The organism is Empedobacter sp. EJD.6dd (assembly GCF_057369435.1).
This window is the reverse complement of sequence record NZ_CM170667.1, coordinates 805,460-822,765: the sequence shown is the minus strand read 5'-3', so window position 1 is coordinate 822,765 and position 17,306 is coordinate 805,460. Positions and strand designations below refer to the sequence as shown.

General features: G+C 29.6%; 18 protein-coding genes. 11 read left to right on the top strand and 7 right to left on the bottom strand.

All coding sequences use genetic code 11. The annotated features are described in order from the left end of the window. Positions 1-18: 18 nt before the first annotated feature. The 3 genes from AC2I98_RS03830 to AC2I98_RS03820 form a co-directional block, all read right to left on the bottom strand. Positions 19-2,304, bottom strand: coding sequence for a GH92 family glycosyl hydrolase (locus AC2I98_RS03830; RefSeq protein WP_486413307.1), 2,286 nt, complete (start codon positions 2,302-2,304; stop codon positions 19-21). Between the two features lie 97 nt (positions 2,305-2,401). Then, entirely contained in the window at positions 2,402-3,058 is a 657-nt protein-coding gene (locus AC2I98_RS03825; protein WP_486413306.1) for a 3-oxoacid CoA-transferase subunit B, read from the bottom strand. A gap of 5 nt (positions 3,059-3,063) precedes the next feature. After that, positions 3,064-3,777, bottom strand: a complete 714-nt coding sequence (locus tag AC2I98_RS03820; RefSeq protein WP_486413305.1) for a CoA transferase subunit A — start codon at positions 3,775-3,777, stop codon at positions 3,064-3,066. Between the two features lie 152 nt (positions 3,778-3,929). Here AC2I98_RS03820 and AC2I98_RS03815 point away from each other — a divergent pair, with 152 nt between their 5' ends. The 8 genes from AC2I98_RS03815 to AC2I98_RS03780 all read left to right on the top strand — a co-directional run bounded on the left by AC2I98_RS03815 (position 3,930) and on the right by AC2I98_RS03780 (position 9,874). Next, complete coding sequence (locus AC2I98_RS03815; RefSeq protein ID WP_486413304.1) at positions 3,930-4,565, top strand: hypothetical protein; 636 nt, start codon at positions 3,930-3,932, stop codon at positions 4,563-4,565. 17 nt (positions 4,566-4,582) lie between these two features. Continuing rightward, positions 4,583-5,323 carry a dioxygenase family protein gene (locus tag AC2I98_RS03810; protein WP_486413303.1) on the top strand — a complete coding sequence of 247 codons (741 nt, stop codon included), beginning with the start codon at positions 4,583-4,585 and terminating at the stop codon, positions 5,321-5,323. 3 nt (positions 5,324-5,326) lie between these two features. Then, complete coding sequence (locus tag AC2I98_RS03805) at positions 5,327-6,130, top strand: dioxygenase family protein (protein WP_486413302.1); 804 nt, start codon at positions 5,327-5,329, stop codon at positions 6,128-6,130. Next, positions 6,114-6,626, top strand: coding sequence for a hypothetical protein (locus tag AC2I98_RS03800; protein ID WP_486413301.1), 513 nt, complete (start codon positions 6,114-6,116; stop codon positions 6,624-6,626). Before AC2I98_RS03805 ends, AC2I98_RS03800 begins: the two co-directional genes overlap by 17 nt. Positions 6,627-6,886: 260 nt before the next feature. Next, positions 6,887-7,663: a sensor histidine kinase gene (locus AC2I98_RS03795; RefSeq protein ID WP_486413300.1), complete on the top strand. Its 777-nt coding sequence runs from the start codon at positions 6,887-6,889 to the stop codon at positions 7,661-7,663. After that, on the top strand, positions 7,656-8,342 hold the full coding sequence (locus AC2I98_RS03790; RefSeq protein WP_486413299.1) for a LytR/AlgR family response regulator transcription factor: 687 nt from the start codon (positions 7,656-7,658) through the stop codon (positions 8,340-8,342). The genes AC2I98_RS03795 and AC2I98_RS03790 overlap by 8 nt, the downstream gene beginning before the upstream one ends. A 12-nt stretch (positions 8,343-8,354) precedes the next feature. After that, positions 8,355-9,266 (top strand): UbiA prenyltransferase family protein, encoded by a 912-nt coding sequence (locus AC2I98_RS03785; protein WP_486413298.1) that lies wholly within the window; start codon positions 8,355-8,357, stop codon positions 9,264-9,266. Beyond that, positions 9,266-9,874, top strand: a complete 609-nt coding sequence (locus AC2I98_RS03780) for a class I SAM-dependent methyltransferase (protein ID WP_486413297.1) — start codon at positions 9,266-9,268, stop codon at positions 9,872-9,874. The genes AC2I98_RS03785 and AC2I98_RS03780 overlap by 1 nt, the downstream gene beginning before the upstream one ends. A 34-nt stretch (positions 9,875-9,908) precedes the next feature. Here AC2I98_RS03780 and AC2I98_RS03775 read toward each other — a convergent pair whose 3' ends face one another. Continuing rightward, positions 9,909-10,664 (bottom strand): acyl-CoA desaturase, encoded by a 756-nt coding sequence (locus AC2I98_RS03775; protein ID WP_486413296.1) that lies wholly within the window; start codon positions 10,662-10,664, stop codon positions 9,909-9,911. A gap of 252 nt (positions 10,665-10,916) precedes the next feature. Between AC2I98_RS03775 and AC2I98_RS03770 the strand changes: the two genes are divergently transcribed. Then, positions 10,917-11,645 carry a PA3715 family protein gene (locus tag AC2I98_RS03770; RefSeq protein WP_486413295.1) on the top strand — a complete coding sequence of 243 codons (729 nt, stop codon included), beginning with the start codon at positions 10,917-10,919 and terminating at the stop codon, positions 11,643-11,645. Positions 11,646-11,691: 46 nt separating this feature from the next. Here AC2I98_RS03770 and AC2I98_RS03765 read toward each other — a convergent pair whose 3' ends face one another. Then, positions 11,692-12,549 carry a hypothetical protein gene (locus tag AC2I98_RS03765; RefSeq protein WP_486413294.1) on the bottom strand — a complete coding sequence of 286 codons (858 nt, stop codon included), beginning with the start codon at positions 12,547-12,549 and terminating at the stop codon, positions 11,692-11,694. Beyond that, complete coding sequence (locus AC2I98_RS03760) at positions 12,546-13,259, bottom strand: hypothetical protein (protein WP_486413293.1); 714 nt, start codon at positions 13,257-13,259, stop codon at positions 12,546-12,548. Before AC2I98_RS03760 ends, AC2I98_RS03765 begins: the two co-directional genes overlap by 4 nt. 88 nt (positions 13,260-13,347) lie before the next feature. Here AC2I98_RS03760 and AC2I98_RS03755 point away from each other — a divergent pair, with 88 nt between their 5' ends. Next, entirely contained in the window at positions 13,348-13,806 is a 459-nt protein-coding gene (locus tag AC2I98_RS03755; RefSeq protein ID WP_486413292.1) for a DUF4442 domain-containing protein, read from the top strand. Positions 13,807-13,815: 9 nt separating this feature from the next. Here the strand turns inward: AC2I98_RS03755 and AC2I98_RS03750 are convergent, their stop codons facing one another. Further along, positions 13,816-15,297 (bottom strand): aminotransferase-like domain-containing protein, encoded by a 1,482-nt coding sequence (locus AC2I98_RS03750; protein WP_486413291.1) that lies wholly within the window; start codon positions 15,295-15,297, stop codon positions 13,816-13,818. A gap of 79 nt (positions 15,298-15,376) precedes the next feature. On the opposite strand from AC2I98_RS03750, the gene AC2I98_RS03745 reads away from it, so the two are divergent. Then, positions 15,377-17,236 carry a TonB-dependent receptor plug domain-containing protein gene (locus AC2I98_RS03745; RefSeq protein WP_486413290.1) on the top strand — a complete coding sequence of 620 codons (1,860 nt, stop codon included), beginning with the start codon at positions 15,377-15,379 and terminating at the stop codon, positions 17,234-17,236. Positions 17,237-17,306 lie beyond the last annotated feature (70 nt).

The following is a 17,306-nucleotide window of genomic DNA, read 5'->3' as shown; positions in this document are numbered from 1 at the left end:
TTATAAAATATTTAACGTTTATTTTTTAGGTTTTGCTCCCATATGAAATACTAATTTACCGCCATTTACGATATCAAAATGATTTAAATTGAACGAAGAGTAAGACTTTCCATTAAGTTCTATTTTTTGAATATAAACATTTTTCTTCGATTGATTTTTGACTTCAATTTCAAATTGTTTTCCATTCTCTAAATTCAATACAGCATGTTCTACCAAAGGACTTCCAATTGCGTAATCTGTCGATCCTTGTTGAACAGGATAAAAACCAAGAGCACTAAAAATATACCACGCACTCATTTGTCCTGTGTCATCATTTCCTCCCAAACCATCTGTTGTAGGTTTGTATTGCATTTCCAAAATCATTCTGATTTTTTCTTGCGTTTTCCATGCTTGTCCAGCCCAATTATATAAATAGGCAACATGATGAGCGGGTTCATTTCCATGAACATATCCACCAATAATTCCTTCTCGAGTAATATCTTCTGTATCAGCAAAATATTCGTCTGGTAAATGCATTGTAAACAATTGGTCTAGCTTATCACCAAATTTCTTTTTGCCACCCATCGCATTGATCAATCCATCAGGATTTTGGGGAACAAAGAAGCTGAAATTCCATGAGTTACCTTCTATAAATCCTTGTCCATGCGTATTCAAAGGGTCAAATTCTTTTTTGAAACTTCCATCAGCTAATCGAGGACGCATAAATCCGATTGAAGAATCATAATTATTTTTCCAATTCTCAGAACGCTTCATAAATGTTTCATACACATCCATTCTGTTCAATTTTTTAGCAGCTTGCGCAATCGACCAATCATCAAACGCATATTCTAACGTATTCGATATAGAAGTTCCGTTTTTCTCAGCAGGAATATAACCTTTGTCGATATAATCACCAATTCCTTCATAATCTCTTTTGTTCGCTGTAACAATACACGCATCTAACACAGCATTTGCGTCACCATCATAAATTCCTTTTACAATTGCATCTGCAATAACAGTAACCGAATGATAACCACTCATACACCAATTTTCGTTGGCATAATGCGACCAAATTGGTAGCATTTTTATTGGATTTTGTTCATAATGTTTCATCATCGATTTTACCATATCATTGTTACGTTTTGGTTGAATAATATTAAACAATGGATGTAAAGCGCGATAAGTATCCCAAAGTGAGAAAGTTGTATAATTTGTAAAATCTTTTGCTTGATGAATTTCTTGATCTAAGCCTTTGTATTGACCATTTACATCCATGTAAGTTGTTGGATTAATAAAGGTATGATACATGGCAGTATAAAAATTGATCTTATCATTTTCTGAAGCTTTGATCTGAATGCGATTCAATTCTCTGTTCCAATTTTCTTTGGCTTCATTTTTTACTTGTTCAAAATTCCAGTGTGGAATTTCAGTTTCCAAGTTTTCTAATGCATTGGTTTGACTAACGGGTGAAATAGCAAACTTTATTTTTACTTTTTCATCTTGTTCTGTATCGAAATCAAAATACATTTTAATTTTTTTACCTTCAATCAATGGAAAATTTTGTGTTTCATTCCATTTTCTCCAAAACCCTTTATAATCGACTTGACCATCTTCATTTTTTTGACCATAATTTTTAAATGGTTTAGAAAAAGTCATCGCAAAATAAACCGTTCTATTTCTAGCCCAACCTCGTGTTTGTCGATAACCAGTAACTAATGTATCATTCACAACTCTTACATAAGTCCAAGTATTTTTGTCATCGTAATTGTAAATTCCCGCATTCAAATCAAAAATAATATGCGATTGAGTAGATTTTGGAAAAGTATATTGATGAAAACCAACTCGAGTAGAGGCGGTCATTTCAGCCCAAATGTTATAATCGTCTAATTTTACTTTGTAATATCCGGCTTCGGCAAATTCATTTTGATGAGAAAACTTTGAACGATAACCACTTTCAGGATTTAGAGCTGTTCCTGGATTTAATTGCAATTTACCAACTGTTGGCATAATCAAAAAATCACCTAAATCAGAATGTCCTGTTCCATTAAAATGAGTGTGACTAAAACCTGTAATAGTTTTATCTTCATAACGGTAACCAGTACAATAATCATAAACTCTTGGATTATATTTATGATTGACAGAATAGGGAATAGAGTCGGTTTCGGGACTCAATTGTACAGCACCAAAAGGCACAGTTGCACCTGGAAATGTGTGCCCCATTTTCTCTGTTCCAATCATTGGATTGACATATTTGACTAAGTTTTGTTGTTGTGCAAATCCTAAATTGTAGAAAGAAAATAGTGTGATTAATAATTTTAATTTCATCGATTTCGTTTTCAAGTATTAATTTAATCTAAAGTTAAAAGAAATCATCGAAATCAAAAAAGAAAGGAAAGCTTTTGACTTTCCTTTCTTGTAATATTTATAAAACCATCTCAGGAATATCTCCTTCAATAATTAGTTTTCCTTCTGTTGCTTTTTTTATTTCTTCAACTGAAACTCCCGGAGCGCGTTCCAATAATTTGAAACCTCCTTCTGCTAAAATTTCTAAAACGGCTAATTCTGTTACAATTTTTTTGACACAATTAATTCCTGTTAAAGGTAAAGTACAAGAAGGTAATAATTTAGATTCTCCGGCTTTGTTTACATGTTGCATCGCAACAATAATATTATCCGCAGATGCCACTAAATCCATTGCGCCTCCCATTCCTTTTACCATTTTTCCTGGGATTTTCCAGTTTGCAATATCTCCATTTTCAGAAACTTCCATTGCGCCTAAAATAGTTAAATTAATTTTTCGAGCTCTAATCATTCCAAAACTCATTGCCGAATCAAAGAAAGCTGATCCAGGCAAAGTAGTGATTGTTTGTTTACCAGCATTAATAAAATCAGGATCTTCTTCACCATCAATAGGAAAAGGACCCATTCCCAATAAACCATTCTCAGATTGTAAAACAACATTTACATTTTCAGGAATATAATTAGCAACCAATGTCGGAATTCCGATTCCTAAATTTACATAATATCCGTCTTTTACCTCTTTTGCAATTCGTTTTGCAATTCCATTTTTATCTAACATTGCTTTTATGGTTTTGGTTGAACAGTTCTGTTTTCAATTCGTTTTTCGTACTTCGCACCTTGAATAATACGATTTACATAAACACCTGGAGTATGAATTTGATTTGGATCTAATTCACCAACTTCTACTAATTCTTCTACTTCTGCAATAGTAATTTTTCCACACATTGCTGCAGGATGATTAAAATTTGCAGTTGCACCACGGAAAACTAAATTTCCAGCTGTATCACCTTTCCAAGCTTTAACGATTGCAAAATCAGGTTCGAATGCATATTCTAACAAATATTCTTTCTCAATACCATGAAAAGTAAATTTCCTAATTTCTTTACCTTCAGCAACTTCAGTGCCAACTCCTGCAGGAGTAAAAATTGCAGGCATTCCATAACCAGCAGCCATCAATCGTGTTGCTAAAGTTCCTTGTGGAATTAATTCTACTTCTAATTCTCCTGAAAGCATTTGACGCTCAAAATCAGCATTTTCTCCAACATAAGAAGAAATCATTTTTTTGATTTGTCGTCCTTGTAATAATAATCCTAAACCAAAATCGTCTACACCTGCATTGTTACTAATACAAGTAAGGTTATTGATTTTTTTGTCTACCAATCCTTGAATTAAGTTTTCAGGAATTCCAGAAAGTCCAAAGCCTCCAACAGCAAGCGTCATTCCGCTTTCTACACCTTGTAGAGCTTCTTCGATGCTGTTTACTTTTTTGTTTATCATTTTTGTTGTGTTTGATCAAATATAATTCTAATGTTAAAGATAAATAAAAACCATTCATATTTCAATTAACCTACAAAAATCTTAGGTTAACCTCTTAAATTTAGATAGCAAAATATCGATATATACTTTTGTTTAGAAGATTATATGAGGACATGATAAAGTTGTGCAAGGCTGAGAATCGAAATTTATTTGAAAATAAATTCATTAGGATAAATGCTTTAAATGATACAAATCCGATTTTGGATTTTGCTTTTATTGATGATGTTGCGTTAAGCGGAATGGGTACTTATCAAAAAGTAATCAAAGAAAGTGGTTATATTATTTTAATGCCTTTATTGAATAATATACGCTTGAATATGAATGGTTTTAATTGGAAAATTGAAGTCAATCAAGCATTTGTTTATTACTTAGAAAAAGGAACTATAATAGAAATAGAAGGCGATTTGAGCCACGATTTTTCTTATTTCTATGCGTTATTCATCGTAAAAGAAAAACAGCCAATTTCTAAAATGATTGTTCCAATTGATTTGGATAGAGAGAATCGTTTAGAGAAAATAATCCGACATGATTTGTTTAATGTTTTTTTAGGAAAATTTGACTTGAGAAAAGAATCTGAATTACCATTCAAAAGAAACGAAAGAAGTTGGTTAATCATTTCTTTGACAGGTATTTTTGAGGTTCATAATCGTTTAATAGAATCAAGAGATTTATTAGAAATAAGATCTGATGAGAATGTTGAATTTGAATCGTTGAGCGAAAATTCATTACTGATTGCAATTGATTACTAATCAAAATTATTATAAAAATGGAAAGAAAAGAATTTTTAAAAAATAGTTTAGGATTTTTGGGAACAGCTTTGATTTTACCTAAAGTTATTTCTTCTTGTTCTGACGATGATCATGCAAACACGAATGATACTACTATAAACGAAGGAGGAAATAATCAAACTTGTACTGTTTGGCCAACAGAAACTGAAGGGCCTTTTCCTACTAAAACGCCGTCTAGTTATGTAAGAACTGATATCAAAGGAGATAGAACTGGAGTTGCAACTGTTATAGAAATCGAAATTCAAAATGCTAATTCAAATTGTACAGCTGTAGAAGGTGTTGTGGTAGATATTTGGCATTGTGATAAAGATGGAAATTATTCGCAATATGGAGGAACACAAATGCAACAAACAAATTATCAATCATATAATTTTTTGAGAGGTCGCCAAATAACTGATGCAAATGGGAAAGTAAAATTTTCTACAATTTTTCCCGGTTGGTATCAAAGTCGTGCAACACATATACATGTTCACATTTATAGTGCAAATGGAAATTCATTAAAAGTTACTCAAATAGCTTTCCCAGAAGGAAACAACAGTGCAGTTGTTACAGTAAATTCTGCTACAACATACGGTTATACCAAAGGAATGAATGGATATACCTATAATGCGCAAGATAATGTTTTTAATGATGATAAAAATGGTTTACAAATTGCTACCATTTCTGGTAATTTAACAAATGGATATACCATTTCATCGAATATTAAAATTTCAATATAAAAAATGGAAAGAAAGGAATTTTTAAAAAATAGTTTAGGTTTATTAGGAGCAAGTTTAATTGTTCCTAAAGTTATAATGAGTTGTTCAAATTCAACAAATAGTGGAGATTGCGAAGTTTGGGCTACAGAAACAGAAGGGCCATTTCCAACCCAAAAACCCGAAGATTTTTTATCAAAAAATATCAAAGGTGATCGAACAGGAGTAGAGGCAACAATAAAAATTAATATATCGAATGTTGATGAAAATTGTAGTGCCTTCAAAAATGCAATTGTAGATATTTGGCATTGCGATAAAGATGGAAATTATTCGCAATATGGCGCAACTCGTATGCAACCTACCGATTATAAATCATATAAATTTTTGAGAGGTAGACAGATAACTGATGAAAATGGAAATGTGGAGTTTATTTCCATTTTTCCTGGTTGGTACGAAAGTCGTGCAACGCATATTCATGTTCATATTTACGACCAAAGTGGAAAATCGTTAAAAGTTACTCAAATTGCATTTCCAGAAGGAGGAAATTCTGCAGTTGCAATTGTAAACTCTGCAACAGATTATGGTTATACAAAAGGTTTGCAAGGATATACCTATAATGCTGATGACAATGTATTTTCTGATGATGTAGATGGAAATCAAATTGCTAAAGTAACTGGAAGTTTAGAAAAAGGTTATGTTATCGAAGCAAATATTGTTCTTTCTACAGAAAATATAGAAGAATTAAAAGAACCTATGGGTGGTCCAGGAATGCCTCCGCCAGATGGAATGCCTCCATTTGATAAACCAAAAAAAGATGAACAACAACATTAAAAAAATACAATTTGCTTACCGATTCACAATTGATGCACAAACAAATTCTGTTTGGGAAAAATATGTTTTCGAAGCAACTTATAAAGAGTATTTTTTGCAAGAACAGCTTTATCAGGATAATCAAAAAAAAGTTGAAACATTTAGAGAATTAAAACGTTATAATCCAAAAGCAGAACAATTGCATTATTTGGTTGGAATGACGGCAATTCCATATATCGAACAATTAGAAGGTAATTTGTATCAAATTACAGATAATTTAAATAAAACTTACCTGAAATTTGTAGATTTTGAGATAGATATTGTTAATTCGTCAAATTTATCGCATTTAAAACATCAAATTGGACTTACTTTTTTTACGCCACAATATTTGTATTTTGGAGAAATAAACAATCAGTATTTGATTGCAATTGATGACGAACAAGACAAGATTATAAAAACATTAATGATTCCAAATCGTAAACAATTTTCAATTTATTCAATAGAATTAGTTAAATGAACAAAGCAAAAATAACAACTAGAGAAATTGTCATTTTTATAACTGTATCCATTATTTTTATTTTGATACCGTTTTTAGCTGCTCCTAATTTTTCTTCTGATCAAACAATTTTCGAAACTCGTTTTTTTAAACGAATGTTATTCGAAAATATACTGTTGTTAGGCTTCTTTTTAGTGAACTATTTCGTCTTAATACCTAAGTTGTATTTTAAAAAACACTATCTATTTTACATAATTACACTTATTGTATTCTTTCTTATTGTGTATAAGGTACCTGAGTTAGCTTTTCATTCGAGTAAATTTCCACCAAGAAATGCAGAATATGATAAATTTCCGCCAAGAAAGCCACCGCGCGACTATATGATGTGGAGTCCTAAGGTGATTATGTTTTTTATGATGACAATGGTTTCGTTATTTATTCGTCAAAATAAACGTTATCAAGAAATGAAAAATGAAAAGCAATTGTCTGAAATAGCGTATCTTAGAGCTCAGATAAATCCACATTTTTTATTTAATACACTAAATAATATTTATGCATTAACGTTACAGAAATCTGAATCAGCTTCTGATGCTGTAATGAAATTATCAAAAATGATGCGATTTGTAGTTTCTGATTCTTCGAAAGATTTTGTTTCCTTACAACAGGATATTGATTATATTAAAAATTACATTCAATTACAGCAATTGCGATTAATCAACAAAAAATCAATTTTATTTCATGTTGAAGGAAATGCGGCTGATTTGAGAATTTCGCCATTGTTATTGATTAATTTTATAGAAAATGCGTTCAAATATGGTGTGATTGATAACGAAGAAGAACCTGTAGAAATTTCAATTTTTATTGAACAAAATACATTATTGTTACGAGTGAAAAATATAATTTCGAAAGAAATTGATTCAGAAACTGTGAAAAGTGAAATTGGTTTACAAAACACTAAAAAACGATTAGATTATATTTATGCAAATCGTTATCAATTAGAAATTGTAGAATCATCAACTACATATTTTGTTGAACTTAAATTATTTTTAAATGATTAAAGCAATTGCAATAGACGATGAGCCTTTGGCATTAATGGTTATAGAAAATTATTGTGCGCGAAATAAACAAGTTGAATTAGTAAAAACATTTTCTAACTTAAAAGATGCACAGAAGTATATCAATCAATTTCCAGTCGATTTGATGTTTTTGGATATACAAATTTCGCGTACCAACGGAATGGATTTTTATAAACATTTAGAGAAGAAAATTCCTGTTATTTTTACAACAGCTTTTGCAGAATATGCTGTAGATGGATTTAATGTTTCGGCTTTAGATTATTTGTTAAAACCTATTGATTACGAAAGGTTTGAAGAGGCAATACATAAAGCGGTTTTGATTTTGGTGGATAAAAAGTTAGCACAAAGTGAAGATTTTTTAATGATTCGAGCTGATTATAAACTAAATAAAATTGCATACAATGATATCGTTTATATTGAAGGTTTAGATGATTATGTGAAAATACATTTGATTGATCAAAAAAAGATAACGGCAAGAATTTCCATGAAATCAATTTTAGAAAAATTACCCGAAAATTTATTTGTCCGTGTTCATCGATCATATATAGTTCCTCTGAAAAAAGTGAAATCAATTCAGAATAAAATATTATATTTGGATCAAATAGAAATACCGATAGGTGAGACCTATAGAAATTCTATACTTGATTTATTCAAAGATTAAAAAACGAGGAAAATGGAACAAAAAGTAAAAAATCGAGTTATCGAAAATATCTTTTTTTCCAATTTTTTTTTAATTCTACTTTCATTAGCGTTAAACATAGAAACGAATACTAAAATTGGATTACCATTCAATTCTACAGTCTATTATTCGTTTATTTGTTCCATTACAGTTTTGTTTTATTTGTATGCTTACAGAACTCCAAAACATATAAAATCATCATCAAATCCTCGAACTCAATTCTATATAAATCACAGAAAATCAGTACAATTATTTACTTATTTTTTATTAATTGTTTCTTTTATTTCTGGAATTATTTTAGCAATTAAATGCTTACCAAATTATGAAGTTTTATCATGGAAATGGTTTTTAGTTTTATGTTTTACTGGTTTATTGTCTTTTGGATATTATGATTTGAAGCTGGGTATTTCGCTACGAAAAACAATGTTATTGAAACCTTTTTTAATTGGTTGGACTTGGGCAATTACGACTGTTTTTTTACCTGTTTTATTTTTGATGTTAAAGAATGAAACACATTATACCATTGATGCAAAATTTTACTTTCTATTTTCGCAAACTTTTATGTATTGTGTTGTAAATGCTATTTTGTTTGATCTGAAAGATTATGAAGATGATAGTAATCGGAATCTAAAAACATTTGTAGTAAAATATGGATATCATTTTACATTGAATAGAATTATCTTACCCTTAATATTTTTAGGATTTTTAAGCTTTGTTATTTTTGGAATTTGGTATGGCTTACCATTACATCGAGTATTATTTATGTTAATCCCGATTGTTTGTTTAGCTATTTTTGCTTTTAAACTAAATCGTCCAAAATCTATTTTATATTATTTAATCGCAATTGATGGTATGATTTTTCTAAAAGCAATTTGTGGAATTTTAAGCGTAATTTTATTCGAATAATGAATTACAATTTTATTGCGCCATATTATCATTCGCTGAGTCAACTGATTTTTTTGAATCGACAACATCAAGCTCATTTTTTAATTTTGAATCATCTAAAAGACGGTGATAAAATTTTGTGGGTTGGAGGAGGAGCAGGAAAATTTATTCCAGAACTAGAAAAACTCAATTTGAAATTAGAAATCGATTATATTGATTTTTCCTCTAAAATGATAGAGCTAGCTAAAAAAGAGAAAACATCTAACTTAAATATTAATTACATTGTTTCAGATATTTTCGATTTCGATACGGATAAAAAATATGATGTAATCATGACAACTTTTTTATTTGATCATTTTAAACAAGAAAAAGCTGAAGAATTATTTTCTCGACTGAATGAATTTTTAAATTTTGGTGGAATTTGGTTTTACGTAGATTTTGCTCAATCTCAAAAAGGTTGGCAAAAGAATATAACAAATTTGATGTTGCTTTTTTTTAGAGTTTTTATTGGATTAGATATTTCACAATTGCCAAAAATGAAACAAGTTTTTGAAGGTTTTTATAAAACGGTTGATCATCAATTTTTTTTCAAAAAATATATAGAAAGTGTAATTTATCAAAAGAAATAAAAAAAGCGATTCAATTCTGAATCGCTTTTGTATTTTACATATAATCTGTATCTAATTTTCCTTTTTTGAATTGAATAATATTCAATTTATTCATTGCCCAAATACATGGATACATTGGATCAAATTCCCATTTTTTAACAGCGAAGTTTGGTCTTCCCCCAAATTTGTGATGGTTATTGTGTAAACATTCTCCCCACATTAACCAGTCAATCGGCATTAAATTTGTCGAAGTATCTCCAACATCATAATTACGGTAACCTAATTTATGTGAAAACCAATTGATGATTACTCCATGTAAAGGACTCATCAAAGCTTGCATTGGAATAAAAACAAAGTACGTCCATAATGGAGCATCTACAGCAACATAGATAAGGACATATATTACAACCCAAGCTAAACGAACTGCATTGTTTCCTGCGAAAGTATCCCAAGATCTCCAAGAAGGAACACCTTTTTTGAATTTTGCTAAAACGCCAACTTTATCATGATCAATTTCATTGTAAACGTTTCGTGTTCTCCACATCATCGAAAAGAAATTGTGATCAAATTGTGGTGAATGTGGATCTTTTTCTGTATCTGCATACGCATGATGATGTCTATGCATAACCCCATATGTATACGGACTTAGGTAAGATGAACCTTGGAAAATCCAAGATAAAATATGAAATATTTTTTCCCAAGCTCTAGACATCGTAAACATCGCATGAGATGCATATCTGTGATGAAAAAAAGTTTGAAAAAATAAAGAAGCATACCAATGTATGATAAAGATAATGATTACTGCTGTCATTACTATTTTTATAATTTTTACAAATATAGCTGTTAGAATTGTGAATTCCCCTAATCAAAATCATAGAAGTGATAAATTATTTTACTATTTATATTGAGAATACTTTATTTGTAGCAAGTTGTATACAAATGATTTAATCGTTTAATAATTGTTGGTATAATGTAATTATCTAGTAATTAAATATTTGTTGAAATTTATTGAACATATTTATCTGTAATTAATTATATTAATGATGATAAAATATAGATAATTATGAAAAAAACATTTAGTTATTTAATACTCTTTTTATTTAGCTTTTCTTTTGCTCAAATAGAAACAAGCAAATTAGTGCCGAAGGTTTTAAAACAATTGGATTTGAATATAAATAATATTCATCAAGATTTTTATGTTGAAAAAGTTTTACCCTTTGAAAAATCTAAAACATTAATATTAATCCCAAAATTTGTAAATACAAATTATAACAATTACGATTCGTATTTTTATACAATCAAACCCATTTTAGTTATTGTAGATAATAATTCTGGAAAAATTCTTAACCAATTTAATTGTCAAGAGATAATTTCGGATGCGATTAAAATATCGTCAATTGTTTTAGATACAGGTTTGTATTATCTAAAATCGGATTTAAGAGCAGTAGGAGTTAGGGTACATTTTTCGGGAAGTAGCAGTGTCTATCCAATGAGTAATGAACTTCTTTCGTTGTATATCCCAGAAAATAAAAGTTTTAAAAATGTGCTAAATTCATTTACAATTTCAAATTATAATTCAGATTGGGATACGAAATGTGCAGGAGAATCTAAAGAAACAAATTCTTTCTTATCGATGGATGAAAAAAATAGTTCAAATGGTTTTAGGAATATTAATGTTCATTCAAAAATAAAATTAAGTAAAACTTATGTTTTAAAAGGTGAGTGTAAAGAAAAGAATTCGACTAATCAAACAAATAGAATTTTAAAATTCAATGGAAAAGAATACAAATAAATTTTTAGATTTTTTTCTATATTTTTTCTAAATACATTTCATTTTGTTATTTCTTTTTGATTTGATAAGTAAACTGAGAAACTTTCATGTTCCATAATTTTAGAGTTTGAATTGCTTGTAATTGATTATCGTATTCTTTTACAACTAATTTATCCGTAAATGTTGAGATAAATTGTGTCCAATAATTATTTTTAGCATCATTCAATAAAAAGTAAAAACCAGCATCTCCAAAATCTTTTCCACTCGAATCTAAAATCAATTCATTTTCTTGTCCAACGCTTGGCTTCATAATAACTGTTGCATTGCCTTTTGGTAACGGAAAAATGGCTTTAATACAAGTAATACCAGATGGAAGGGTGCAAGTACCATAAATTCCAGAATAGATTACTTTTCCCGAAGTTTTAAATTTTCTAAGCCAAATAGTATACTGTACTTTCTGATCAATTTTTGAATTTAATGTAATTATCTCACTTTCTAAATCTTCTGATTGCTCAATATTTTTGGTCGGAATATTTAGTTGATTGATTCGTTGACTAAATAATCTGTTGACCAAATAACCGAAAATAGAAAAAAATGGATTCCATTTTACTCGAAATTCTAATTGATAATCAGCTGTCGACTCATAAAAATCAATCACTTTTTTAGATAGACTATCGAGTTGATCATCACTAAAATTAAGTTCATTAATAGAGCTTAATAATCCTTTTGATACAGAATTACGCACTACAACTAAATTTTCTTTTTCAGCAAATTGATAAATAAACTCTTCTCCAATTCCATTTAATTCTCCAAAAGGACCCATTAACCAAGAATAATTTGTAGGATTAATTTTTCGTCCCCAAAGAATTACCCATTGTTGAGTAAACCAATCTTGAAATTTTTGCATCGTAAAAGCTAAATTCATTTATCCGTTTTATTTGTTGGAATAAATTTATGATTATCATTCCATTTTCCATGCTCAGAAATAGGTCTAAAACGAAGTGTTGTAAATTCGAAATGAAAATCTTTCCGATTACGTTCTTTCATTGCATCAATATGTCTTTTAGGTTTAGGCATCTTACTATGACCAAAAACCATATCTGTCATTTCATCTTGTGTTTTCCATATCGAAAATGTAGAAATTATATTTGGATAGCGAATGGAAGCTAGTGATAAAGTTGTACCAGAATGATCTCTTACCAATTTTTCTACAGGACGCCCCCAACGAAGAAAACGAGGTATTTCTTTATACTTCATTCGAGCGATTGTTACCGCAACTACAGGTTGATTTTTCACTTCGTTTTGACAATTGTCTACGTTAATTTTATATCCAGTAATAGAACCCCATTGTCTAAGAAAATCTAATTTTACATACCAACCCTTTGTAAGAAGCTTTCCATTTTTAGTATTTTCTAGATAATAATCTAGAACTTCTTCATTTTCCCATTGAGCAAAAACGATAATATTTTGATTAAAAAATCTGGTTTTGGAAAAAATAGGAGAACCTAATTTCATGGCGGACATTGTTTCAGCATAAATCAATCCATTTATATTGGTTGAATTTATTGGAAATAACATCATTTTAAGCGCTTGGATATAGGATAATTTGATGATATGATAAGAGAAAATAGACATATTGCAATATAATTAATAATTTCTGAGAACTATTTTAGATAAATCAAATAAAACATTTATTTTTATTGAAACCTTTTTGATAAATAATATGAATAAAGATTTTTTTAAAACAATATTAACCACTCAAATTCCGATTGCTTGGATTGCAGGTGTACGTTTAGAATTGTGGGAAGAGAATAAAGTGTCAACAAAAGTGAAATATGGTTTTCTCAATCAAAATCCTTTCAAGAGTATGTTTTGGGCAGTGCAAGGAATGGCTGCTGAGTTTTCTTCAGGATTGATGGCGAATGCTAAAATTGCTCAATCTGGTGAAGATATTTCAATGTTAGTTTTGGGAATGCAATCTAAATATTTGAAAAAAGCAGTTGGTAAAATTATTTTTACATGCGAAGATGGTAAGATAATAGATACAGCAATAAAACAAGCAATTGAATCAAAGCAAGGTGTTTCACTAAACGTGACAAGTATTGGAAAGGATGAAGAAGGTGATGTTGTTTCTGAATTTCAATTTACGTGGACATTTAAATTAAGAGAAAAGAAAAAATAAAGCTGAAATTTATTCAGCTTTTTTAATGATTTCTTTTTTTAATATTGAGATTGTTTCATCTATTTCTTCAAAATTTAGATGAGCGAAACCAAGTCGAATTCCAGTTTGTTTTTGAGTTTGATACAAAATTGTTTGTGGTATAAAAAGTCCCTTTTCAGCACAATTTCGCTTTAATTCCATCAAATTAAATGGTTGATTAAAATTAATCCAAACAGCTAAACCACCATTTGGAAGATTAAAATGAATAGATTCGCCTAATTCATTTTTTAACTTTTCGCAAATATAATCGCGACGTTCTCTATATGTTTTTCGCAATTTTTTTAGAATTCGATTAATTTCACCTTCATTAATCATTTCTCCCAAAACCTGCTCAATAAAAGGATCAACTTGTTGATCTAAGACAGATAAATGTTTTTGAGCTTCTACAATAAAATCTTTCGGAGCTACTATAAATCCAATTCGATAACCGGGTGCAAGATAATTTCCAAATTTTCCTGTATAAACTACCATTCCATTTTGATCGGTACTTGCTAATGGTAAAATTGGATGATTTGTATAATGAAAGTCAAAATCGTAATCATCTTCAATAATAGCAAAACCAAATTCTTGCGAAAGCTGAATCAATTCAATTCGTCTTTTCGAACTTAGTGTTACAGTTGTAGGATAATGATGATGGGGCGTAACATAAACAACACGAACATTATTTTCTTCGCATATTCTTCTTAATTCATTGGTGTCTATTCCAGAATCATCTGTTTTTACTTGTTTAATTTTTGCTTGTTGTGTCTGAAAAATCATATTACTTTTGTAATAACTTAAATCGGAAACAACAACACAATCATTCTGTTTAATAAGAATTTGAGCCATTAAAAAAAGTGAAATTTCTGAACTTCTTGTCACTAAAATATTCTCTTTTGTAATATGTAAACCTCTTGTTAAATTAAGATAATTGGCTAAATTTTTTAAGAAATAGTCATTTTTAGATTGATTTATCTTCGAAATAGATGTTTTTCTCTTTAGAATCGTTGAATATAATTTTGCAGGAATTTTTAATTCTGCTAATCGGTGATCAATTATTCCATCTGTTAAAAATAATTGTTCATCAAAATTCTCATACGGATTATCAAGTAAAATAGATCGCTCAAATTCAAAACCAGTTTTTTCTGGATAAGAATTGATAGAAAATTGTTTTGGAACAATCGTTTTTTGAAAGTTTTGAGATGATTGACTTAAAACATAACTTCCTTTATTTGGAACTATTTCTATCCAACCTTGAGCTTCTAATTCTTGAAAACTACTGACAATTGTGTTGCGATGTAAATTGAAAATTAAGCTCAATTGTCTTGTTCCAAGTAACTTTGTTCCACTAGGTATATAGCCTAATTGTATTGCTTTTGCTATTTGATTAGCTAATTGTAAATAGATTGCAGTTTCAGAAAATCGATCAATTTCTATAAAACTATTGTATGGTATTTCAGCCGGACTATTCATAATGTATAAACTGGTACAGTTTAATAGTTCGGAAAGATACTACTTTCGCATGGTTTAAACTAAAAGAAAAATTAGTAGAATGAAAAAGTTTACACTTGTATTAGCTGTTTTAGGACAAAATCTTTTTGCTCAAAATACAAATGATACAATTGCGATTGGAGAAGTTTCAATTTTAGATAATCGCCTAAATACACCACTTTCTAAAGAAAATAGAAATATATACGTCTTAAATAAAGCAGAAATCAATAAATTACCTGCTAAAACTATTCAAGAAGTTTTGCAATATGCTTCTGGAATTGATTTGCGTCAGCGTGGTCCGTTTGGAACGCAAGCAGATATCTCGATGGATGGAGGTAGTTTTGAACAAACTCTTATTTTATTGAATGGTGTCAAAATAATGGATCATCAAACGGCTCATAATGCATTAAATCTTCCAATTCCTATCGAAGCAATTGATCGTATCGAAGTAGTACGTGGTCCAGCTGCAAGAGTTTATGGAAACAATAGTTTAACAGGTGTGATAAATATTGTAACGCGTCAACCAAAGAAAACAGGTATTTATGCTAATACTTATTTCGGAACAAACTTTAAGAAAGATAGCGAAGATACTGGTGATACATTTACAAGTAGAGGTATACAGCTTGGTGCTAATTTAGCAAAAGAAACACATCAACATCAGTTGTATGTAAGCCATGATTTGGGAAATGGTTATCGTTACAATACTGCTTATGAGAACAATAAATTATATTACCAAGGGAACTTTCAGTTTGATGACGCAAATAGTTTAGTTGCATCGTACGGATATGTGAAAAATGGTTTTGGAGCTAATGGTTTTTACGCATCTCCGGGTGATAAGAATTCAAAAGAATTGGTCGAAACAACTTTGGTTAATTTACAATCAAAACATCAACTTTCTGATCGAATTACATTAGCCCCTCGAATTAGTTATCGCTATAATTTTGATGATTATCGTTATTTTAAAAATGATTTAAACACTGCGCGTTCTAAACATTATTCTAATGCTATTTCAGGAGAAGTAAATTCGACATATCAATTGAATAAAGGACAAATCGGAGTAGGAGTTGAATACCGAAATGAGCAAATTTCTTCGACAAGTATCAAAAATCATACACGAGATAATGTGGGATTCTATGCTGAATATAAAACTGATATTACACCAAAATTGAATGTAAATGTAGGAACGTATGTTAATTATAATTCGCAATATGGTTGGCAAGCATTTCCTGGAATTGATGCTAGTTACGCAATGAATTCTAATTTAAAACTTGTGATTAATGCAGGTTCAAGTCAAAGAATTCCATCGTTTACAGATTTATATTTAGATCAACGACCAGGAAATATCGGAAATGCGAATGTAGAATCTGAGAAAGCTTTTCAGGCAGAAATTGGATTTAAATACAACAAAAGAAATTGGAATTTTAATGCCTATTATTTCTATCGTTCGATCACAGATTTTATCGATTGGGTACGTTTAACGACGAATGAACCTTGGCAAACACAAAATTTTGGAGATTTAAAAACAAATGGCTTCAATACGAAGGTTTCTTATTTAGCAAATTTATCTTCAAAGCAAAGTTTGAAATTTTCTTTAAGCTATTCTTATCTAGATCCGAAGTTTGAAAATGTTGATAATCAGTACAATTCAAAATATAAAATAGAGAGCTTAAAACATCAGTTAATCAATACGATAGATTATCAGATTGGAAGAACTACTTTAAGTGTAGCAAATCGATATAATACACGTCAATCTTATAAATCTTATTGGATTACAGATGCAAGAATTAGTCATTCTTTCAAGAATAATTTAGGAATTTATTTTGATGCGCAAAATATTTTTAACACAACATATAACGAAGCAGGAGCAATTCCTCTACCAACAACTTGGATGAGTTTTGGTGTAAAATTCACAGGAATTTAAATGATGGCAAACATTTAAGATTCTTCTTTAATAGTTTATATTATTATAATATGTAGAGGCAACTTTTTTA